Annotated in this window: 23 protein-coding genes; 6 read left to right on the forward strand and 17 right to left on the reverse strand. The window is 61.9% G+C overall.

From position 1 onward, the window contains the following. Positions 1–6: 6 nt before the first annotated feature. From K3819_RS21455 to K3819_RS21510, 12 genes are all read right to left on the reverse strand, one after another. Positions 7–603 carry a nucleotidyltransferase family protein gene (locus tag K3819_RS21455; RefSeq protein WP_221397903.1) on the reverse strand — a complete coding sequence of 199 codons (597 nt, stop codon included), beginning with the start codon at positions 601–603 and terminating at the stop codon, positions 7–9. Continuing rightward, on the reverse strand, positions 600–1,580 hold the full coding sequence (locus K3819_RS21460) for an XdhC family protein (protein ID WP_085612119.1): 981 nt from the start codon (positions 1,578–1,580) through the stop codon (positions 600–602). Before K3819_RS21460 ends, K3819_RS21455 begins: the two co-directional genes overlap by 4 nt. Then, positions 1,580–3,901: a xanthine dehydrogenase family protein molybdopterin-binding subunit gene (locus tag K3819_RS21465; RefSeq protein WP_085612118.1), complete on the reverse strand. Its 2,322-nt coding sequence runs from the start codon at positions 3,899–3,901 to the stop codon at positions 1,580–1,582. The genes K3819_RS21460 and K3819_RS21465 overlap by 1 nt, the downstream gene beginning before the upstream one ends. Further along, on the reverse strand, positions 3,898–4,368 hold the full coding sequence (locus K3819_RS21470; RefSeq protein ID WP_039770687.1) for a (2Fe-2S)-binding protein: 471 nt from the start codon (positions 4,366–4,368) through the stop codon (positions 3,898–3,900). The genes K3819_RS21465 and K3819_RS21470 overlap by 4 nt, the downstream gene beginning before the upstream one ends. A gap of 247 nt (positions 4,369–4,615) precedes the next feature. Next, positions 4,616–5,635, reverse strand: a complete 1,020-nt coding sequence (murB, locus tag K3819_RS21475) for a UDP-N-acetylmuramate dehydrogenase (protein WP_221397904.1) — start codon at positions 5,633–5,635, stop codon at positions 4,616–4,618. Continuing rightward, positions 5,632–6,096, reverse strand: coding sequence for a low molecular weight protein-tyrosine-phosphatase (locus K3819_RS21480; RefSeq protein ID WP_064598568.1), 465 nt, complete (start codon positions 6,094–6,096; stop codon positions 5,632–5,634). The genes murB and K3819_RS21480 overlap by 4 nt, the downstream gene beginning before the upstream one ends. Beyond that, positions 6,096–6,860: a 3-deoxy-manno-octulosonate cytidylyltransferase gene (gene kdsB, locus K3819_RS21485; protein ID WP_221397905.1), complete on the reverse strand. Its 765-nt coding sequence runs from the start codon at positions 6,858–6,860 to the stop codon at positions 6,096–6,098. Before kdsB ends, K3819_RS21480 begins: the two co-directional genes overlap by 1 nt. Then, the gene (locus K3819_RS21490; protein WP_003179363.1) at positions 6,857–7,042 is read right to left on the reverse strand and encodes a Trm112 family protein; all 186 of its coding nucleotides are present in this window, start codon (positions 7,040–7,042) and stop codon (positions 6,857–6,859) included. Before K3819_RS21490 ends, kdsB begins: the two co-directional genes overlap by 4 nt. Positions 7,043–7,066: 24 nt before the next feature. Further along, positions 7,067–8,077: a tetraacyldisaccharide 4'-kinase gene (gene lpxK, locus K3819_RS21495; protein ID WP_221397906.1), complete on the reverse strand. Its 1,011-nt coding sequence runs from the start codon at positions 8,075–8,077 to the stop codon at positions 7,067–7,069. After that, complete coding sequence (locus K3819_RS21500) at positions 8,077–8,505, reverse strand: biopolymer transporter ExbD (RefSeq protein ID WP_039770694.1); 429 nt, start codon at positions 8,503–8,505, stop codon at positions 8,077–8,079. Before K3819_RS21500 ends, lpxK begins: the two co-directional genes overlap by 1 nt. Beyond that, entirely contained in the window at positions 8,502–9,137 is a 636-nt protein-coding gene (locus tag K3819_RS21505) for a MotA/TolQ/ExbB proton channel family protein (RefSeq protein ID WP_163976130.1), read from the reverse strand. Before K3819_RS21505 ends, K3819_RS21500 begins: the two co-directional genes overlap by 4 nt. 78 nt (positions 9,138–9,215) lie before the next feature. Continuing rightward, complete coding sequence (locus tag K3819_RS21510; protein WP_221397907.1) at positions 9,216–11,459, reverse strand: DNA internalization-related competence protein ComEC/Rec2; 2,244 nt, start codon at positions 11,457–11,459, stop codon at positions 9,216–9,218. A gap of 136 nt (positions 11,460–11,595) precedes the next feature. Between K3819_RS21510 and K3819_RS21515 the strand changes: the two genes are divergently transcribed. Further along, complete coding sequence (locus tag K3819_RS21515) at positions 11,596–12,114, forward strand: DUF2062 domain-containing protein (protein WP_085612113.1); 519 nt, start codon at positions 11,596–11,598, stop codon at positions 12,112–12,114. Positions 12,115–12,168: 54 nt separating this feature from the next. On the opposite strand, the gene K3819_RS21520 is transcribed toward K3819_RS21515, so the two are convergent. The 4 genes from K3819_RS21520 to K3819_RS21535 all read right to left on the reverse strand — a co-directional run bounded on the left by K3819_RS21520 (position 12,169) and on the right by K3819_RS21535 (position 15,337). Beyond that, positions 12,169–12,948, reverse strand: a complete 780-nt coding sequence (locus tag K3819_RS21520; protein WP_085612112.1) for an ABC transporter permease — start codon at positions 12,946–12,948, stop codon at positions 12,169–12,171. Continuing rightward, positions 12,945–13,877, reverse strand: coding sequence for an ABC transporter ATP-binding protein (locus K3819_RS21525; protein ID WP_221397908.1), 933 nt, complete (start codon positions 13,875–13,877; stop codon positions 12,945–12,947). Before K3819_RS21525 ends, K3819_RS21520 begins: the two co-directional genes overlap by 4 nt. A 133-nt stretch (positions 13,878–14,010) precedes the next feature. Beyond that, positions 14,011–14,634, reverse strand: coding sequence for a glutathione S-transferase family protein (locus K3819_RS21530; RefSeq protein ID WP_085612111.1), 624 nt, complete (start codon positions 14,632–14,634; stop codon positions 14,011–14,013). A gap of 43 nt (positions 14,635–14,677) precedes the next feature. Then, a complete protein-coding gene (locus K3819_RS21535) occupies positions 14,678–15,337 on the reverse strand; it encodes a transglutaminase family protein (RefSeq protein WP_085612110.1) in 660 nt (219 codons plus the stop codon). A 248-nt stretch (positions 15,338–15,585) separates the two neighbouring features. Between K3819_RS21535 and K3819_RS21540 the strand changes: the two genes are divergently transcribed. Both K3819_RS21540 and K3819_RS21545 read left to right on the forward strand, forming a co-directional pair. Continuing rightward, positions 15,586–18,033: an acyl-CoA dehydrogenase gene (locus K3819_RS21540; RefSeq protein WP_221397909.1), complete on the forward strand. Its 2,448-nt coding sequence runs from the start codon at positions 15,586–15,588 to the stop codon at positions 18,031–18,033. Between the two features lie 74 nt (positions 18,034–18,107). Continuing rightward, the gene (locus K3819_RS21545; RefSeq protein WP_007950758.1) at positions 18,108–18,515 is read left to right on the forward strand and encodes a PA2817 family protein; all 408 of its coding nucleotides are present in this window, start codon (positions 18,108–18,110) and stop codon (positions 18,513–18,515) included. Positions 18,516–18,572: 57 nt separating this feature from the next. Here K3819_RS21545 and K3819_RS21550 read toward each other — a convergent pair whose 3' ends face one another. Then, positions 18,573–19,568: a LysR family transcriptional regulator gene (locus K3819_RS21550; protein WP_221397910.1), complete on the reverse strand. Its 996-nt coding sequence runs from the start codon at positions 19,566–19,568 to the stop codon at positions 18,573–18,575. 90 nt (positions 19,569–19,658) lie between these two features. Here K3819_RS21550 and K3819_RS21555 point away from each other — a divergent pair, with 90 nt between their 5' ends. From K3819_RS21555 to K3819_RS21565, 3 genes are all read left to right on the forward strand, one after another. Further along, a complete protein-coding gene (locus tag K3819_RS21555) occupies positions 19,659–20,285 on the forward strand; it encodes an alanyl-tRNA editing protein (protein ID WP_221397911.1) in 627 nt (208 codons plus the stop codon). A gap of 90 nt (positions 20,286–20,375) precedes the next feature. After that, on the forward strand, positions 20,376–21,146 hold the full coding sequence (locus K3819_RS21560) for a 2OG-Fe(II) oxygenase (protein ID WP_064598593.1): 771 nt from the start codon (positions 20,376–20,378) through the stop codon (positions 21,144–21,146). 1 nt (position 21,147) lies between these two features. Then, the gene (locus tag K3819_RS21565; protein ID WP_221397912.1) at positions 21,148–21,786 is read left to right on the forward strand and encodes a LysE family translocator; all 639 of its coding nucleotides are present in this window, start codon (positions 21,148–21,150) and stop codon (positions 21,784–21,786) included. The last annotated feature ends 149 nt before the right edge of the window (positions 21,787–21,935 follow it).

Consider the following 21,935-nt stretch of genomic DNA (forward strand, 5'->3'; position numbering starts at 1 on the left):
GTTTTATCAGGAGGGCGGGAACACCAGCGCATCCGGCACATCGATATCCCACAACACCCCCGGGTCATCCACCGCGACTTCAATCACCCGACCTTGGGCAAACAGCGGTCTGGCGCCCCGGTCACCGGACAAAGCCATCAGCCCTGCGGCGAACGAGCGGCCAAACCCGACCGGATGCCCATAGTCACCGTTCAACGTCGGTACGCTGACCGCATCCTCGGCAATCGCCGCCACGACCCGCTCAATGCTCGACGGCAGGATGAACGGCATGTCGCCCAGCACAATCAGCCAGCCATCGGCCTCCGGGCAAGCCGCCACACCCGCCGCGATGCTGTCGCCCATTCCCGTGGACTCGATCGAGACAATGTCACACCCATAAGCCTGCGCCATGCGCATCGCCTGCGGGCGCGCCTCGGTCGTCACCAGCACCCGCTGGTCGAGACTCGCCGGCAGGTTGACCAACACCTGCTCGATCACCGAACGCACCGCGCCATCGCGCCCGGTGCAATCGGCCAGCAACTTGTCCTTGTCGGCACCCGCCACTTCGCGAAAGCGGCTGCCCTCGCCCGCCGCCAGCACAATCACTCCGATGGATCGGCTCATACGCTCTCCAGTGTCTTCTTCTGTTTGAGCTCGACACCATTCTTGATCGCGACGATTTCCGCCAACAGCGACAGGGCGATTTCCGCCGGTGAATGGCTGCCGATGTGCAAACCGATCGGCCCGTGCAAACGGGCGATGGCCGCTTCCGACAAGCCTAGCTCAGCCAGATTTTCCCGACGCTTGCGGCTGTTGACCCGTGAACCGAGTGCGCCGACGTAGAACGCCTTGGAGTCGAGCGCCGTGAGCAGCGCCATGTCATCCAGCCGTGGGTCGTGAGTCAGCGCGACAATCGCCGTGCGTTCATCGGTCTGGATATTCAGCACTGCTTCGTCCGGCATGCCGGGGACAAAACGTCCATGCTGCTCTTCCCAGCCATAGACGAACTCGGTGCGCGGATCACAGATCAGCACTTCGAAATCCAGCAGCCGCGCCATCTCGGCCACATACCGTGACAACTGCCCGGCGCCGATCAACAGCAGGCGCCAGCGCGGACCGTAAATGGCACGCAGGGTCTGGCCGTCGAAGCTCAAGGTGTCAGCCTTGCCGGCCGGTCGCAACACCACCTCGCCAGTGCCGATGTTCAGCTCACGAGCGACGATTTCGTGAGCCTCGCAACGTTCCAGCAACTCGGCGACCCACGCCGGATCGCCGACCCGCTCCTCGGTGAGGCGCAGGGTGCCGCCGCAAGGCAGGCCGAAGCGCGCCGCTTCTTCCTGCGTCACGCCGTAGGTGATCAACTGCACCGGCGGCCCGTTGGCGGGAATCCGCCCGTCGTGCAGCCGGGCGATCAGATCATCCTCGACGCAACCGCCGGACACCGAACCGATCACCACGCCATCTTCGCGCAACGCCAGCATTGCGCCGGGCGCCCGGGGCGCGGTGCCCCAGGTCTGCACGACACTGAACAACATCACTCGCTGCCCGGCGCGACGCCATTCGAGCACACTGCGCAGGACATTCAGATCGGCGCTGTCCATCACGCTTGCGCCTTCTGCCAGCCCTGCAACTGGTAACGCACCGGCAGGTTACGGATGCGCTGACCGGTGGCGGCGAAGATCGCGTTGCACAGCGCCGGCGCAATCGGTGGCACACCCGGTTCGCCGACACCGCCCAGCGGCACCTCGCCCGGCGGCGTCACCAGATGCACCGCGACTTCCTTCGGCGCCAGCGACATGCGCGCCACTTCATACATATGGAAGTTGTCCTGCTGCACCTTGCCGTCCTTGAAGCTGATTTCGCCCCACACGGCGTTGCCCAGGCCCATCACGCAGGCGCCTTCGAACTGCGAACGGATCCGCTCGGGGTTGATCTGCGGGCCGCAATCCACGGCGATATCGGCCTTGTGCACGATCAGCGTGCCGTCGTCCTTGACCTCGACTTCGATCACCGCCGCCACGTAGGTGACGAAGCTGTAATGCACCGCCAATCCGAGACCACGACCCTTGGGCAGTTGACGACCCCAACCCGCCGCCTTGGCCGCAGTCTCGAGCACGGTGCGCATGCGCCCGGTGTCGATCGGATAACGCTCGGGGGATTCGCCGTAGTTCCATTCTTCACTGAGCGTGCGCGGATCAATCTGCCGATCCGGGCCGAGCAACTTGATCTGGTACTTGAGCGGATCTTCCTTGGCCTTGTGCGCCAGTTCGTCGACGAAGCTCTGAATTGCGAAGCCATGGGGAATGTTCGACACCGAGCGATACCAGCCGACCCGCGTATGAACCGTGGCTTCAGGGTTTTCCAGGCGCACGTTGGGAATCGCGTAGGCCATGTTGGTGAAACCCATGCCCAGCTCGAACGCAGCTTCGTGATTCATGCCCGGCGCAAACAGCGCGGTAATGCTCGGCGCTACCGTGCGGTGCAGCCAGGCGGACGGCAAACCGTCCTTGCCCACGCCGGCCTTGAGGTATTCGGCGGACACCGTGTGGAAATACGAATTGTGGATGTCGTCTTCCCGGGTCCACTGCACGCGCAAGGCTTTGCCAGGAAACTCCTTGGCGAGTACGGCCGCTTCAACGACGAAGTCCGGTTTGGACTTGCGGCCGAAACCACCGCCCAACAGCGTGACGTTGAAGGTGACGTTATCGAATGGCAGCCCCAGGCGTTCGGCGATCCGCTCACGGGTGACCTGCGGCGCCTGGCTCGGTGCCCAGGCTTCGCAAGTGCCATCCTTGTAACGGGCAATGGCCACCATCGGTTCCATCGGCGCCTGTGCCAGATGCGGCAAGTAATAAGAGGCTTCCAGCGTGCTGGCGGCACCGGCGATGGCTTTGTCGATGTCGCCGGTATTGCGTACCACTTTGCCCGGTTTCAGCGAAGCGGCTTCGATCTCCTTGCGATAGGCGACCGAGTCATAAGTGGCGTTCGGGCCGTCATCCCACTCGATTTTCAGCGCTTCACGGCCCTTCAATGCCGCCCAGGTATTGCTGGCCACCACAGCCACGCCACCCAACGGCTGAAATTCCGAAGGCAATGGCCGGGGTTCGATCTGGATGACTTTCAGCACGCCCGGCACCTTCAGCGCGGCGCTGTCGTCCACCGACTTGACCTTGCCGCCGTAAACCGCAGGACGCGCGATGACCGCGAACAACATGCCGTCGAAATGCACGTCGGCCCCGTACACCGCGCGGCCATTGACGATGTCGGCACCGTCGATGGCTTTGGTGCCTTCCTTGCCGATGTAGCGGAATTCCGACGGTTGCTTGAGCCGCAGGCTGTCACGGGCCGGCACCGTCAGCGCACTGGCCGCAGCGGCCAGTTCACCGTAACCCAGCTCGCGTCCGGACGGCGTGTGAATGACTTTATGCAGTTGCGCGCGGCATTCGCCGACTGGCACCTTCCACTGGGCGGCGGCCGCTTGTTCCAGCATGGTACGGGCGGCGGCGCCGCAACGGCGCATTGGTTCGTACCAGTGACGCATGCTGCGCGAGCCGTCGGTGTCCTGGTTGCCGAAGCGCACCTCATCACCCGGCGCCTGCTGAACCTTGACGTGCGCCCAGTCGGCTTCCAGTTCATCGGCGACCACCATGGTCAGGCTGGTACGCACACCCTGGCCCATCTCCGAACGGTTGCAGACCACGGTTACCGTGCCGTCGGCGGCAATGCTGACGTAGACCTTCGGATCGTCGATCCAGCCGTTGGGCATGCCATCGGCGCCGAACTGCTTGGGCTTGTCTTCGGCCAGCGCATCCTGCCAGCCCCAGCTCGCCGCCAGCACCAGCGCACCCGTGGCGCCGACGCCCTTGAGGAAGCCCCGGCGACTCAGGTTGCTCAGGGCGAAATCGTTCGGTAGACGGCTCATGCCTTGGCCTCCTTCAGGTGAGTGGATGCCTGGCGGATCGCGGTCTTGATCCGGTTGTAGGTGCCGCAGCGGCAGATGTTGCCGACCATCGCTTCTTCGATCTGCTCGTCGCTCGGGTTCGGGTTGGTCTTGAGCAACGCGGTGGCGGACATGATCTGCCCGCCCTGGCAGTAACCGCATTGGGCCACAGCGGTGTCGAGCCAGGCTTGCTGGACGATCTGACCGACCGGGTCGGCATGCAGGTTGTCGATGGTGGTCACGTTCTGCCCGACCACCGAACCGATCGGGGTGATGCAACTGCGCGCCGGCGCGCCGTCGATATGAATGGTGCATGCACCGCACAGCCCCATGCCGCAGCCGAACTTGGTGCCGTTGTAACCGGCGACGTCGCGGATCGCCCACAACAGCGGCATGTCCTCGGTGACATCGAGTGGATGATCTTGACCATTGAGTTTCAGGGTAATCATGGGCACGCCCGCATATTCTTGGAGGTTATGGGGTCGAGCCATCTGCCACCGCAGGGACGGTAGTGGTTCGCGCAGATCGGCTCAGGCTAATCAGGCTCTCTTGTGCCGACGGGAATGTCTGCACCGGGCCTTTGGTGGAGCAAATGGTTGGTATCGTTAGCTGGCTACGTTAACCCGCGATTAACAAAAAAGCCCTGCACTTTTTAAATAAGTGCAGGGCTTTGGGTTCAGCCTTGAAAGCGTAGCCTCAATACCTGTTGGGCTCCATTTCCAGCTCGACATTGAAACGTTCTGAAATGTCTTTCTGGATGCGCTGCGCCAGATCGAGCAATTGCAGCCCGGTCGCCGCACCGTAGTTGACCAGCACCAGCGCCTGCAATTTATGCACGCCGGCATCGGCCTCGCGGAAACCTTTCCAGCCGGCACGCTCGATCAACCAGCCGGCCGCCAGTTTCATCTGCCCGTCCGGTTGCGCGTAGGCCACCAGATCCGGATGCTGCGCCTTGATCTGTGCAACCACAGCCGCCGACACCAGCGGGTTCTTGAAGAAGCTGCCGGCATTGCCGAGCACCGCCGGGTCCGGCAGTTTTTCGCTGCGGATGCTGCAGATCGCTCGACTGACGTCTGTCGGCGTCGGTTGCTCGATGCCCTGCTCGGTCAGACGCTGACGCACCGGACCGTATTCCAGATGCAAATGCGCGACTCGGTCCAGTGCGAAGCGCACCCGCAGAATCAGCCAACGCCCCGGCTGCTGCTTGAACACGCTGTCGCGATAGGCGAACCGGCATTCCTCCAGGCTGAAGTCGCGCAGCTCGCCGGTCTGGCGATCCAGCGCCGTCAGGCCGGCGAACACATCCTTGATCTCGACGCCGTAAGCACCGATGTTCTGCATCGGCGCAGCGCCGACAGTGCCGGGGATCAGGCTGAGATTCTCCAGTCCCGAAAAACCCTGCGCCAGCGTGTGCTGCACGAACGGGTGCCACGGCTCACCGGCTTCGGCTTCAATCACCACACGATTGCCGTCGTCGCTGATGACACGGATGCCACGGCTGGCCATGCGCAGCACCAGTGCCGGGATATCCGCCGTGAGCAACAGGTTGCTGCCGCCGCCGATCACCAGCAACGGCACGTTGTGAGAAGTCGCGTAAGCCAGGGCTTCGCGCACATCGGCGTCACTGTGGGCTTCGGCAAACAGCTGTGCGCGCACATCAACGCCGAAGGTATTGAAGGGTTTCAGGGAAACCTGCGGTTGCACCTGCAAACTCATAACCGCCCCTTCACTTCAATCAACAACTGATCGCAGGCACGCTCGATCAGATCCAGCACCTGCTCGAAGCCCTGATCGCCGTCGTAATACGGATCCGGCACCTCGTCGACTTCACCTTCATAACGCCGCAGGAACAAGTCCAGCTCGGCCTTGCCGGTGGACGGTTGCAGCGCCTTGAGATTGCGCAGATTGCTGTTGTCCATGGCGAGGATCAGGTCGTAGCTGGCGAAATCGGCGCGGCTGACCTGCTGCGCGCGTTGCGCCGACAGGTCATAACCGCGCAGCTTGGCCGCCGCCTGGCTGCGCTTGTCCGGCGGATTGCCAACGTGCCAGTCGCCAGTGCCGGCGGAGGCCACTTCGACCTGATCCGCCAGCCCCGCTTCACGCAACTTGTGGCGCAACACGCCTTCGGCGGTGGGCGAACGGCAGATGTTACCCAGGCACACGAACAGAACGCGCATCAGGCCTCCAGCAGGCGACGGACACGCTCGAGGTCTTCGGCGGTGTCGACCCCGGTCGGCGGCGCGATCAACGCGTCAGCCACATGAATCCGCACGCCGTGCCACAGGGCACGCAATTGCTCGAGGGATTCGGTGTTTTCCAGCCAGCACGGACCCCAGCTCACGAAGTCCTGAAGGAAGCCTGCGCGGTAGGCATAAATGCCGATGTGACGACGATACGGCACGCCTTCCGGCAGCACGTCGCGGCTCTTGGCAAACGAATCGCGGGCCCATGGCAGGGTCGCGCGACTGAAGGTCAGCGCCAGACCGTTGAGGTCGCTGACGACCTTGACCACGTTCGGGTTGAACAGGGTTTCCACGTCTTCGATCGGCTCGGCCAGGGTGGCCATGCGCGCTTCGGTGTGGGCCGCAAGATTCGCGGCGACCTGATCGATCACGCTCGACGGGATCAGCGGTTCGTCGCCTTGCACGTTGACCACGATGGCATCCGGTTCCAGACCCAGCTTCGCCGCCACTTCGGCCAGACGATCGGTGCCGGAATTATGATCTTCACGGGTCAGCACTACTTCGGCGCCAAAAGCCTTGCAGGCCTCGACGATACGCGCATCGTCGGTCGCCACGACCACACGGCTGGCGCTGCTTTTGCTCGCCTGTTCCCAGACGTGCTGGATCATCGGCTTGCCGGCGATGTCCAGCAGCGGTTTGCCCGGCAGGCGGGTCGAGGCGTAACGCGACGGGATGACAACGGTGAAGTCGGTGGTCATTTATCCAGACGCTCGTCGGTGGTCAGGGTGCGGGCTTCGCTTTCCAGCATGACCGGGATGCCGTCGCGGATCGGGTACGCCAGACCGGCGCCCTTGCTGATCAGTTCGGTCTTGTCGGCGCTGAGCTTGAGCGGGCCTTTGCAGACCGGGCAGGCGAGGATGTCGAGCAATTTGGTGTCCATGAACATTCCCTGGATAAAAACGGATTAAGGCAAAAGACGATCCGGCAACAGGCGCATCAACTGCGTGTCGAACCAGGCCACGAAGGCCGGCGACGGCACAGCATCGACCGCCAGGTACCACCAATCATCGGCAGCGAAGGCACGGCACTTCACCGCGTCCTTTTCAGTCATCACCACTGGCAATGACGGCGTGAAACTCAAGGCCTGCACGCTGTATTCGGCGTGGTCGGCGAAGGCGTGGGGCACAGGCCGCCAGTCTAGCGCTTCGAGGGTATTGAAGAAACGTTGCGGGTTGCCGATCCCGGCCACCGCGTGCACGGCCTGACCAGGCGGAAAATGATCGAGCGGCCGGCGTTCACCGCTGCGCAGGTTGACCAGCGCCGAGGGCTTGAGACGGAAAGCGAAACCGCCGTCGCGATCCTCAAGGGCGCCGTTGAACAGCACCCCGTCAACGCTTTGCAGGCGCTCGACCGGTTCGCGCAGGGGGCCGGCGGGCAGGCAGCGTTGGTTGCCAAGGCCTCGGGCGGCGTCGATCAACACCAGTTCCAGATCCCGCGCGAGGCGGTAATGTTGCATACCGTCATCGGACAGGATCAGGTCCAGCGGCTCGCTGTCCAGCAGGGCTCTGACGGCGGCGCTGCGATCGGGATCGATCATCAGCGGTACGCCGGTGCGCTGCACGATCAGCAACGGCTCGTCGCCGGCGATGTCGGCAGTCTGCTCAGCGTCGACCCGCCACGGCAGTTGCGCCGGTTTGGCGCCGTAACCACGGCTGACCACGCCGACCCGCAGCCCGTGGCGTCGGCAGTGCTCGATCAGCCACAGGATCATCGGTGTCTTGCCGGTGCCGCCGACCGTGATGTTGCCGACCACGATCACCGGCACCGGCGACTGGTAGATCTCACCTTCGCCATCGAGAAAACGCTGACGTTTGCCCGCCACCACGCGGCGGTACAGCCACTCCAGCGGCCGCAACAGCGTCAGGGCCGGGTGCCCCTGATACCACGCGGCGAGCAGACGATCGGACATGGCCATCAGGATTTGGGCGCCGCCTCGACCGTGGTCATGCGCAGATGGCTGAAACCGAGCTTGCCGGCCGCATCCATGGCGGTGATCACGGATTGATGCTGAGCCTTGCCGTCAGCACTGATCGACAGCGGCATATTGGTGTCGCCGTTGGCTTCTTTCTGCATGGCTTCCATCAACGTCGCCAGATCGTTTTTCGGCAGAATCCTGTTGTTCACCGAGAACACGCCTTCGGCGCTGATGGCCACGTCCAGTTGTTTGACCTGCTGATCCTCGGCCGGCGAGCCGCTGACCGCTTCCGGCAGGTCGACACGCAGCTGGGTTTCGCGGGTGAAGGTGGTGGTCACGACGAAAAACAGCAACAGGATGAACACCACGTCGATCAGCGACGCGAGGTTGATGTCGATGGTTTCCCGGGGCTTGCGACGGAATTTCACGCTTTGCCCCCGGCCAGATCGACGTCACGGTCGCCCTGCACCACTTCCACCAGTTTGATCGCTTCCTGTTCCATGCCCACCACCAGTTCATCGATGCGGCGTTGCAGGAAACGGTGGAAGAACACTGCCGGAATACCGACCATCAGGCCCGCAGCGGTAGTGATCAGCGCCTTGGAAATACCGCCGGCCAGCACCGCAGCATTGGTGGTCATGCCGGAGCCGGTGAAGGCACTGAAAATATCGATCATGCCCAGCACCGTGCCCAGCAGACCCAGCAACGGCGACATGGCGGCAATGGTGCCCAGCGCGTTGACGTAGCGTTCCAGCTCGTGGATGACCCGGGCGGCCGCTTCTTCAATGCACTCTTTCATGATCTCGCGACCATGCTTGGAGTTGGCCAGGCCTGCGGCGAGGATTTCCCCCAGCGGCGAGTTGGCGCGCAATTCCTTGAGTTTTTCCTTGTTGAGCTGCTTGTCCTTGATCCAGACCCAGACCTGACCCAGCAGATGCTCAGGGGTGACGCGACTGGCGCGCAGGGTCCACAGGCGCTCGGCGACGATCGCCATGGCGGCGATGGAACTCAGAATGATCGGCAACATCATCCAGCCGCCGGATTTGACCAATTCCCACACAGTGACAGCCCCCTCGAAAAAGTGCGCCACTTTACCATACCGGTTCGTGATAAAGACCCGTCGCCCCGACGACCGTGCTCAACGGTACTCCGTCCCCGGCAACGGCGGCGCGCGCCAGAACCGGCGTTGTTGACGCATCGACCGGGCCGGCTGAAACCGCCCCAGTTGCAGATGAATGGCGCCCTGTTCGGCGCTGTCGTGGATGTGTATTCCCTGTTTGCGGTAGCGGGCGATGACCGTCGGGTGTGGATGGCCGAACGAGTTGCCCTGCCCCCGGGAGATCAGCACGGCCTGGGGCTGCAAAACCTTGAGCAAGGCCATCGATGAGGAACTGCGGCTGCCATGGTGCGGGGCTTGCAGCCACTGGGTCGGAACCGCCAGTGCGCTGTAAAGCAAATCCCGTTCGGCAGCGCTGTCGATGTCACCGGTCAGCAGCAACCGCTCGCCGTTGGCTTCGATCTGCAACACGCAGGAACGCTGGTTGCTGTCGTGGGCTTCTGCCCATTGCCATAGATGAAAGGCAACGCCGTCCCACTGCCATTGCCGACCGCTTTCACAGGCCTCGGCGTTCAGCGCCTCGGGCAGACCCGGCGGGTCGCCACTGATGACCCGACTGACGGCCAGTCCTTTCGCCACGGCGAGTGCACCACCCGCGTGATCGGCATCGGCATGGCTGAGCAGCATCAGGTCGAGTCGCTCGACGCCCAGCTTGTGCAGGGCTGGCAACACCACCCGCTCGCCGACATCGAAATCGCCGAAGCGCGGGCCGCTGTCGTACAGCAAGGCGTGATGGCGCGTGCGGATCAGAATCGCCAGCCCTTGGCCAACATCAAGCTGCCAGACATCCGCCACGCCTTCGGCCAGTCGCTCCCGGGGCGGAAATGCCAGCACCAGCAGCAACGGCCAGCCCAGCGGGCGCAAAGGAACGCCTCGAGGCAGCAATAACAGCACTGCACCGATGCAACCCAGCGCCACGATCCAGCCCGGCATCGATTCTGCAACCCACGCCGGCCAGCGTCCGGCAATCAGGGCCAGCGCCCGGAACAATCCATCGATCAGTCCGCCGGCCAGCCACAGCAACCCTTCGCCGACATGAGGAATTGACAGCAACAAAGTCCCGAGCAACGCCGGCGGCAGCACCGCAAAACTGACCCACGGCACCGCCAGCAAATTGGCCAGCGGCCCGCTAAGACTGATCGGCAGACTCAGCGCCAGCAGCACCGGGCACAGGCCGATCGCGATCAACCACTGCGCGCGCGTCCAGGTTTGCCACCAGCGCCACGGCCCCAGACGGCCGCCGAAGGTGAAGATCAACACAGCCACCGCCGCGAAAGACAGCCACAACCCCGGACGCAAGCTGGCCAGCGGATCCATCAACAACACGCCATTGAAGGCCAGCAGCAACGGCCACCATGCGCCGAGATGACGAAAGCGCAAACGCCACAACAGCACCAGCGCAACCATCACGCAGGCCCGTCGTACCGGCACATCGAATCCAGCCAGCAGGCCGTAACCCAGCGCCGCCGCGAATGCCAGACCGCACGCCCAGGGCAGCCAGGGCCAACGCAGCGGCCAGATCCCGACCCGCGCCAGCCCGGCGACCAGCGCATACATCAACGCCGCCAACAGCCCGATGTGCTGACCGGAAATCACCAGCAGGTGCACGGTGCCGGTGTCCTGCAAGATCTGCCAGTCTTCGCGACTGAGGCCGGAACCATCGCCGAGCACCAACGCGGCCAAGGCGCCGTTACGATCCTGGGCGTCAACGGCAAGCAGGCGCTGGCGAATACTGTCGCGCCAGGCCCACTGCGCCGGCGCCAGACGCTGGCCATCCTTCACCGTCCCGGTAGCACCGATGCGTTGCGCCAGCAGCCAGGCCTCGTAATCGAACGCATCCGGATTGAGCAGGCCACCGGGACGCTTGAGCTTGACCGCCAATCGCCAGCGTTCGCCACTTTTGACTTCGGGCCCGGCGTACCAGGCCAGACGCATCAGCGATGGCAGTTTGTCGTGACGCGAACGCGCATCGGCCAGCTCAAACCGCACGACGCCCTCGGCACTCTGCGGCAAGCCGACGACCCGGCCCTCCACCCAGCGCGTTTCGCCATCCAGCCGGGACGGCAGTCGATCATTCAACGCCAGTTGCGCGTTGAATCCCGCCCATGCGAATCCAAGCAGTAAAAACGCCAGTGGATAGCTGCGAAACGGCAGCAGCATCAGCGCCACCCACGGCAACACCAGCAATAACCCGACCGGCGGCAAGGCCGGTAAAAAAACCGCTGCCAGCAGACCGACCGCCAGCGCCATCATCCCTGTGCGCATAAGCCCGTCCTTGAGAGTCCCACCTTCAGGCATAGCGGCTGCGGGGCACGGGCGTCGTTATCAATTGTCACAAAGTCTGAATGGGCGGTTCGTAGAATCCAGACATACTTGCCGCCTTAACCGACCGAGAAGCCTTATGCCCCGGCGCTTATTCAAACGTTACATGCCCGACCCGACGAGCATCAGGGAACACAAATCCTTACGCTTTCTCGGTACGTTGCTGCATGACCCGAACCTCTGGCACCTCAACCGACACTCGGTGGCCCGCGCCATGGCCGTTGGTCTGTTCGCCGCGTTTCTGCCGATTCCCGCACAAATGCTGGTGGCCGCCGTACTTGCGATCATGGTGCGCGGCAACATGCCGATTGCCGTCAGCCTGGTCTGGCTGACCAATCCGATCACCATGCCGGCGGTGTTCTTCTGCACCTATCAAGTCGGGGCCTGGCTGATGGATGTTCCCGCCCGCACACTTCCAGACGAATTGACCTGGGAATGGATCAGCGGCGAGCTTTCGACCCTGTGGCAACCGTTCCTGCTGGGTTCGGTGGTGGTCGGGCTGGCACTGGGCGCCCTCGCCTACTGTCTGGTGATGCTGTACTGGCGCTGGTGGGTGGCCCGGCAATGGGCGCGGCGCAAGAAAAGTCGCATGCGCTGAATGCAAAACGGCCTCCACTGTGGGAGGCCGTTTTTCATTGCAGCATTGAAGAAATCAGGTACGCATTCCGCGCCCGCTCACCAGCAGCCGTGCGCAACCGAAATACAGCGCCACGGTCGCCACCAGCATGAAAGTGATCGCGATACCGATGCGGATGTCCGACACACCGAGGATGCCGTAACGGAAGGCGTTGACCATGTGCAGCACCGGGTTGGCCAGCGACACGGTCTGCCAGAACGGCGGCAGCAAGGTGATCGAATAGAACACACCGCCAAGGTAGGTCAACGGGGTCAGCACGAAGGTCGGGATGATCGAGATGTCATCGAAGTTGCGCGCAAACACCGCGTTGATGAAGCCCAGCAGCGAGAAGATCGTCGCCGTCAGCACCACCACCAGAACGGTCACGCCCAGGTGATGCACCTGCAGACTGGTAAAGAACAACGACAGAATCGTCACGATGACGCCCACCATCAAGCCACGCAGCACGCCGCCAAGGGTGTAGCCGATCAGGATCGTATGCGGTGAAACCGGCGACACCATCAACTCTTCGATGGAACGCTGGAACTTGCTGCCGAAGAAGCTCGACACCACGTTGCCGTAGGAGTTGGTGATCACCGACATCATGATCAGACCCGGCACGATGTACTCCATGTAGGTGAAGCCACCCATGTCACCGATCTGCCGGCCGATCAGGTTACCGAAGATCACGAAATACAGAACCATGGTGATCGCCGGCGGCAGCAGGGTCTGCGGCCAGATCCGGGTGAAGCGTCTGACTTCGCGGTAAACGATGGTGTTAAGGGCAACGAGGTTGGGGCGCAGCTCGGAACTCATACCGCCACCTTCGACAGATTCTTCTCCACCAGGGACACGAACAGCTCCTCGAGGCGATTGGTTTTATTGCGCAGGCTCAGCACTTCGATGTTCTGCAGGGCCAGTTGGCCGAACAGCGCAGTGATGCCCATGGACTTGTCGACCTGGACTTCCAGCGTATGGCCGTCCACCAGGCGCGCCGGATAGCCTGCCAGTTGCGGCGCAGCGCTCAGGCCGTTCTTCAGATCCAGCAGGAAGGTTTCGACATGCAGTTGTCCGAGCAGCTGACGCATGCTGGTGTTCTCGACGATGGTGCCGTGGTCGATGATGCCGATGTTGCGGCATAACTGCTCAGCCTCTTCCAGGTAGTGGGTGGTGAGGATGATGGTGATGCCTTTCTGATTCAGTTCGGTGAGGAACGTCCACATCGAGCGGCGCAGTTCGATGTCGACGCCGGCAGTCGGCTCGTCGAGGATCAGCAGACGCGGCTCATGCACCAACGCCCGGGCGATCATCAGACGCCGCTTCATGCCGCCGGACAGCGAACGTGACGGCACATCGCGTTTGTCCCACAGGCCGAGTTGGGTCAGGTACTGCTCGGCGCGTTCCTTGGCGATCTTCGCCGGAATGCCGTAGTAACCGGCCTGGGTCACGACGATGTCGAACGTCTTTTCGAACTGGTTGAAGTTGAACTCCTGGGGCACCACGCCGATCGAGCGCTTGAGCGCCGCCGGGTTCTTGTCCAGGTCGTGGCCGAAGATATTCACGGTGCCGCTGGTCTTGTTGACCAGGGTCGAGAGAATGCCGATGGTCGTGGATTTGCCGGCGCCGTTGGGGCCGAGCAAGGCGAAGAAGTCACCTTCGGCGACGTCCAGATCGATACCGTTCAAGGCCTGGAACCCGTTGCCGTAGGTTTTGGTTAGCTGCCGGATGGACAGAGCGGAACTCATATCGGATTTACGCACCCAGTGAAGAAAAAAGGACTGATAAAAGGCCGGCGGCGAGGAAGACAACCGCAGCGCTCGAGCGCAATGGTGCTTGCCGTCGCCGCACAAGTACAGTCAAGTGTGTCGATAGTAGGTATTAAGTCAACGCGGTCATGACAGCTTTCTGATACGCCGGACGCTGCTTCAACCGTGCGTACCAGGCTTCAAGATTCGGTTGTGGCGCGCGCTCGATCGGCATCTCGAACCAGGCATAAATGAAACTGCCGAGCGGGATATCGCCCATGCCGATTTCACTCCCGGACAGATACGGCTGGTGCTTCAGTGCCTGATCGGCCATCGCCAGCAAGCCGTCACATTCCTTGATCGCCGCGTGGATGGCCGGCCAGTCCTGCTTGTCTGCCGGGGTACGCAGAACGCCCCAGAACACTGTGCGAAACGGTCCGGCAAAACTGGAAGTCGTCCAGTCCATCCACTTGTCAGCGGTGGCGCGGGTCTGCGGATCCGTCGGATACCACGAAGTATCGGCCGCATGTTTTGCCAGCAGATAACGCACGATGGCATTCGATTCCCACAACACGAAACCATCGTCCTGAATCACCGGCACCCGCCCGTTCGGGTTCATATCCCGGTACTCCGGCGTGTCGACCACACCAAACGCGCCACCGGCATCGATGGCCTCGTAGGCAAGCCCGAGCTCTTCGGCAGCCCACAACGGCTTTCTGACATTCGACGAATTCTTGCGACCCCAGATCTTCAGCATGACCGCCTCTTTTCCAGTGAATGGGCAGGCAGCATACGCCGGATCAGAGACTGCCGACATCACCGCGCATGTCACTGGACAGTGGCGTCTGCTGATCGTTGAACAGGTGCGGATAACATTTCTGCAGATGTTCGAAGAAAAAAGATTCCGGTACATCGGCGAACTGGCCGTGATCGACCAGGTACTCCATCAGCAGCGCGCCATCGCTGTTGTACGAGTGAAAAACGCTGTCGTTCATGCCGTCGAATTCCAGCGGCGCAACGTTGAACATTTCGCAGAGTTTCTGGTTGAACGCGGGTGTGGCTTTGACCCAGCGATCATTGAGAAACAGCTCGGTATAACCATGCATGGCGAACACTTCGCTTCTCAGCAGTTCAAGCAGACGCGGCGTCGACAGATGATTTTTCACATCCGCCAGACCAATGCGTGCGGGGATCCCGCAATGGCGCGCGCAACCGGCGAGCAACGTGGCCTTGGGCACGCAATAACTTTCACCTGCCGCCAGCGCGTAGCTGCCGCGCAAGGTCTGCGGGTCGCGGCTGAAGGTGTACATGTTGTAACGCACCGCCTCGCGCACGGCGTAATAAAGACTGATCGCCTGCGCGAGCGGATCGCGACTGGCACCACGGTGCTGCTCGGCGAACTCCACCACCGAGGGGTGGTCACTATCGATGAAGCGGCCGGGGCTCAGATACTCGTGCATGACGACATTCTCCTGATTGAGCCCCGAGTCTAGCGAGAGGTTCAGCACAGAGATAACGACGTTTCGGCCAAACATGCACGTAAAGACGCGGAAGCGGCGAACGATTTCCCACGCGTGTTGCCCACCGAACCTACAAAAGACATCCGGGGTTTCCCACGATTTCAATCACCTTGCTCTGACCGCCCCGTTTTGCAGATGCCGTCTAAGCTCTGGAGGGTCGGTTCGCCCTGGTTCACGGAGGATTAAATATGCTGTTGTTGTGGATACTGGTTCTGATCGTCGGCGTGGCGTATCTGGCCCACCGGCGCATCGCCCCGCTGCCGGCACTGGGCATCGTTGCCGCTTACCTGCTGGCGATGGGAATTTTCAGCCACGCACCGGGCTGGTTGCTGCTGATTTTCTGGGTGGTGCTGGCCCTGGTCGCCGCCCCGCTGCTGTTGCCTGACCTGCGCCGCAAACACTTCACCGCGCCGCTGTTCGGCTGGTTCCAGAAAACCCTGCCACCGATGTCGCAGACCGAGCGCGACGCGATCGACGCCGGCACGGTGTGGTGGGACGGCGAACTGTTCAGCGGCCGTCCGGACTGGGACAAGCTGCTGTCCTATCCCAAAGTGCAACTGAGTGAAGAAGAACAGGCGTTCATCGACGGTCCGACCGAAGAGCTCTGCGCCATGGTCACCGACTGGCAGATCGGCCAGTCGATGGACCTGCCGCCGGAAGCCTGGACTCACATCAAGGAACACGGTTTCTTTGCCCTGATCATCCCCAAGGAATTCGGCGGCAAGGGTTTCTCCGCCTACGCCCACTCCCAGGTGGCAATGAAACTGGCGACCCGCAGCGGCGACCTCGCCTCCACTGTGATGGTGCCCAACTCCCTCGGCCCGGCCGAACTGCTGCTGCATTACGGCACAGACGAACAACGCAATCATTACCTGCCACGGCTGGCCCGGGGCGACGACATTCCGTGTTTTGCGCTGACCGGCCCGCTTGCCGGCTCAGACGCCGGCGCCATGCCCGACACCGGGATCATCTGCAAAGGCGAATGGGAAGGTCAGGAAACCCTCGGCCTGCGCCTGAACTGGGAAAAACGCTACATCACCCTCGGCCCGGTCGCGACCTTGCTCGGCCTGGCCTTCAAAGCCTATGACCCGGATCACCTGCTCGGCGACAAGGAAGACCTCGGCATCAGCCTCGCGCTGATCCCGACCGACACTCCCGGCGTGGAAATCGGTCGTCGCCACCTGCCGCTGGGCGCTGCGTTCATGAACGGCCCCAACTCCGGCAAGGACGTGTTCATCCCGCTGGACTTCCTCATCGGCGGCCAGGACATGCTCGGCAAAGGCTGGATGATGCTGATGAACTGCCTTTCGGTCGGGCGTTCGATCTCGCTGCCGGCAGTGGGTACCGGCGCGGCCAAGTTCACCAGTCTGGTGACCGGGCAATACGCGCAGATTCGCGAGCAGTTCAACGTGCCGCTGTCAGCGTTCGAAGGCATTCAGGAAGCCATGGCGCGGATCGGCGGCAACGCCTGGATGATGGACGCCGCACGGATGCTGACCGCCAACGCGGTGGATCTGGGCGAGAAGCCTTCCGTGCTGTCGGCGATCCTCAAGTACCACCTCACCGAACGCGGTCGCGAGTGCATCAGCCACGCCATGGACGTACACGGCGGCAAGGCGATCATCATGGGCCCGAACAACTACCTGGGTCGCAGCTGGAACGGCGCGCCGATCTTCATCACCGTGGAAGGCGCGAACATTCTTTCGCGCAACCTGATGATCTTCGGCCAGGGCGCCATCCGCTGCCATCCGTTCGTCCTCAAGGAAATGGCCCTCGCCGGACACGAGGACAAGGATCAGGCACTCAAGGAATTCGATGGCCTGCTGCTCAAGCACATCGGCTTTGCCGTGAGCAACGCCGCCAGCACCCTGGTGTTGAACCTTGGCTTCGGCCATTTCGAACATGCGCCGGGCGACAAGCTCAGCCAGGGCTATTTCCGTGCGCTCAACCGTCAGGCTGCCGCTTTTGCCATGCTTGCCGACCTGAGCATGATGTTGCTGGGGGGTGAGCTGAAGCGTCGCGAGCGATTGTCAGCACGATTGGGCGATGTGCTGAGCAACCTGTATCTGGCGTCAGCGGCGCTCAAGCGTTATCACGATCTCGATTCCCCGGCGTACATGGAACCGCTGTTCAGATGGGCCATGGAAGAAAGCCTCGGCCAGTCGGAAAAGGCGCTGGATGAACTGCTGACCAACTTCCCGAACCGAGTCTTTGGCTGCCTGTTGCGCGTGATCGTGTTCCCGTTCGGCCGCCGTCACAAAGGGCCTTCGGACAAACTCGGTGCCGAGGTGGCTGCGGTCATCGGCCGGGCCAAGGGCGATCCGGCGCTGGAAGAACTGCTTGCCGGCTGCTATCGCCCGCAATCGGCCGACGATGCGGTCGGTGCGCTGCAACATGCCTGCGATCAATTGAACGCTGCTCAGCCGCTGCACAAAAAATTGCACACGTCGCTCAAGAGCGGTCAAGTCAAACCGGTAGCTGGCGAACACGCCATCGATGCGGCACTGGAAGCCGGGGTGTTGCAGGCCGTGGAAGCCCAGACCCTGCGTGATGCCGAAGCGGCGCGGCGCAAGGTGATCGATGTCGATGATTTCGACAAGGAGCAACTCAAACCCGCGGAAGGCAAAATCCGCTGATCCCTTCAATCAGTGAAAAACGGGCGCGGGCGCTTTATACTCCCGCGCCCGTTTTGCTCTTGAGGACTTATCTCGTGTCCAACGTCGTTGCCGATCATCTGGTTTTGCTCGACCATCTGCGCAGTATCCTGGTCGCCGTAGGTGAGGCCGATCAGGTTCCCGAAGAAAGCCATGCCCTGTTCCTGGAGCGTTTCGACGAACTGCTGGCGTCACTGCCGATCGAGCCAATCGAAAGCCAATACCTGGGCCAGGACATCCTGACTCAAGTGATTACCCGTTACCCGCAAATTGCCCACCTGATCCCGCGGGATCTGCTGTGGTTCTTCGCCGGCGACTGCCTGCATTACCTGTCCGACGAAGAAATCGACATGTATCAGGCACTGGAAGAACGCCGCTACGAAGCCGAACAGAACGACGAACCGTTCGACTGGAACCAGGAAAAACAGCTGCTGGCGATGTCCGCCCAGGACAGCAAGCACTGATTTTCCCCGGTAATGAAAAGGCCCGCACGGTGATCCATGCGGGCCTTTTTTATGGAATCAAAGCAGCCCTTCACTCTCGGGCAATTCGTACTCGGCCAACGGTTTCGCACCGCCAGACTTCCCCGGCTTGCTCAGGGTCGGCTCTTTCTCCAGACACTCCACCAGATAGTCGATGAATACCCGCAGCTTCGGCGGCAGATAGCGCGTCGGCGAATGCAGCAACCACAATCCGCCGTGGTACGACGCCAGGAATGTCCAGTCCGGCAGCACCTGCAAGATCAGCCCCTGCTCCAGCGCATAACGGGCGGTGAAATACGGCAGGCTGCCAATCCCGATGTGTTGCAACACGGCGCCCAGACGCACGCCGGTGTGATTGGCGGCATACCGGCCGCGCACGCCGACGGTGACGGCTTTGGTGCCTTTCTTGAATTTCCAGCGCGCATCACTCGGGGTTTCGCCCAGGTAAATGCAACTGTGGTTGAGCAAGTCGTGGGGATGAGTTGGCGTCCCGTGTTCAGCCAAATATTGCGGCGTCGCGCAGAGCAAATGGTCGATGGTCAGCAGTTGTCGGCCGACCAGTCCGGCCGGCGGGCGATCCGTGATGCGAATGGCCAGGTCGACATGGTCATCGATCAGATCGACCTGGCGGTCCTCCAGCAACAGCTCCACATCGACCTTCGGATAGCGCCGCAGAAACTCCGGCATGTGCGGATGAATCACGAATCGCCCCACCGCTTTCGGCACGCTGACCCGCACCAGACCTTCGGCTTCGTGGGTGAACTGGCCGCTGATCTCCATCACCGACTTGGCGGCGCTGACCATTTCCTGGCAGCGCTTGAACACCTCTTCCCCGCCGTCGCTCAAGCGCAGTTTGCGCGTGGTGCGTTGCAGCAGCCGCGTGGCCAGCGCTTTCTCCAGCCGGGAAATACTGCGACTGACTGCCGAGGGCGATGAGCCCAACTGGCGAGCGGCTTCGGAGAAACTGCCGGTCTCGACGACTTTGACGAAAATCGCCATCTCACCAAGCAGCGGCAGGGGAAGATTTATGCTCACAGCGCAACAGTCCTTTGATGTTTGAACGGATTATCACGTTATTGCACGATTCATATAATTAAAAAAGAAACTTTAATAAGGGCATGGAATATGACGCTTCGCCTCTTTTTCCATAGTGATGACCTCAAGGCCAATGTGGAAGTCCTCGACTGCACGCCCCACCAGAACGAGTTCGCCGTTGTGTTGCGCGCCACGCTTTTCCATCCCCAGGGCGGTGGCCAACCCTGCGATACCGGTTGGATTGGCGAAAGCAAGGTTCTGCGCATCGTCCAGGAACCGGACCGGATCATTCATTTTGTCGATCAGCCGGTGCCACTGGGCATGACCCAGATTCGCGTCGACGAAGAACGCCGCCGCTTCAACACCCGCATGCACTCTGCCGGACATTTGATCGGCCACTTCGTCCAGGCCATGGGCTGGATGCCGATCAAGGCGCACCACTGGCCGGACGAGGGCCGGGTTCAATTCAAACCCGGAGATTCGGCCCAGGAAGTCGATGCGCAAACCGTTCAATACGGCATCGGGCAATGGATCGAACACGACCTGCCACGCCTGACGTCCCTGCGCGAAGGCGCGCGGGAAATCGGTTTCGGTGAACTGCCAGCCTATGGCTGCGGTGGCACCCATGTACGCAGCCTGAAGGATTTGGGCACAGTCACGATCGCGTCCCTTTCGCAGAAGAAAGGCACGTTGTCCGTCCACTACAGCGTGGATTGAGGATTTCGGGCGCTGCCAGATGCAGCGTCCGACGCCGGGGGAACCGCGTTCGCCGGTTCCGTTGACTATTCGATAGATGGACCTGAAACCATGATGCTTGACGTCGAGCGTCTCGATGAGACGTGCATAAAAAAACTGGCCAACGAAGAAGTCCTCGCCATCCGCTTCAAAGGCTTTCTGCCCCAGGCGCAGGCAATCCAGATTGGCGACAAGATCCTCGCCCCCGGCTTCGAGGGCTACATCAACGCGCCGAGCATCGGCCGCATCGGCATGGCGTTCTACGAGGCGGAAAACCAGCCGCTGCTGATCGAAGATTATTTCGAGCGCGCCACCAGCAACATCGCCGAACTACGTAACCGTTGCGCACCCTACTCGTCGCCGGTCGATACCTTGCGCTGCATGCTCGACGAATCCTGGCCGGCGGGTGCCCACCTGGAAAACCTCTACGGTCGCAAGATGTACGTCGGCCTGTCCCGCGTGGTGAAACCGGGCGTGTGCTTTCTGGCCCACCACGACATCTTCGCCAAGGACGCCCCGGACAGTTTTCAGGCCCGCAGCCTGGAGGCGCAGTTTGCCTGCAACGTCTACCTCAACATGCCGACCGAAGGCGGCGCGTTGCAGATGTGGGAAGACGACATTTCCCCGGACCGCTTCGACGAAATGCGCGGCGACAGCTACGGCATCGACCCGGCACTGCTCGGCCCGCCCGCCCTCGAAGTTCGCCCGGAACCGGGGGATTTCATCATGTTCAATTCGCGTCGCATGCACTCGGTAACGCCGGGCGTGGCCGATCCGCGCTTGAGCCTTTCGTTTTTTGTCGGCTATCGCGGCAATGCCTCACCCCTGACTTTCTGGAGCTGAAATGACATCGAATTATCTGGGCGAGTTTCTGGCGCTGGCCACCATCCACTTTCTGGCCGTGGTCGCTCCCGGCCCGGACTTCGCCGTGACCATCCGCCAGAGTGTGCGCTTCGGTCGTTTGGTCGGCATCTGCACGGCACTGGGCATCGGCGCGGGGATTTCCGTGCACGTGCTGTACACCCTGCTGGGCGTCGGCGCCTTGATGCACACCACGCCGTGGTTGCTGACCGTCGCCAAAGTGGTCGGTGGTGCTTACATTCTTTATCTGGGCGTCAGCCTGATCCGCAGCAAACCCAAAACGACAATAGAAGGCGAAAAGACCAGTGACGAACCACTGGTCGAGCAATCGCTGTTCAAGGCGTTTTCCACCGGTTTCCTGACCAACGCCACCAACCCCAAGGCCACGCTGTTTTTCCTGGCGATCTTCACCACGATCATCAGCGCCAGCACGCCGCTGCAAATCCAGGCCCTGTACGGGTTGTGGATGTGCGGGGTGAATGCGTTGTGGTTCGTGATCGTCGCGCTGTTCTTTTCCAGCAGCAAAGTGCGCGTGCTGTTCATGCGCATGGGCCACTGGTTCGAGCGCAGCATGGGGGTGATTCTGATCCTGTTTGCCGGGCGTCTGGTGCTGTCGATGTAAGCATGCTGATCGGAGAAGCCCGATTCAGACAGATTGGACGGGCTTTTTCGATTCTGCGCCGCTTTTGCATTTCTGTGCGACGCGTCCCACTCCGGGGGCTCCCGGGCACGCTCGTGTGGTGGTAGTTTGCGAGACCGTCTGACGCATCG

The organism is Pseudomonas sp. 3-2 (assembly GCF_019710535.1).
GTDB classification, from domain to species: Bacteria; Pseudomonadota; Gammaproteobacteria; order Pseudomonadales; family Pseudomonadaceae; genus Aquipseudomonas; species Aquipseudomonas pharyngis.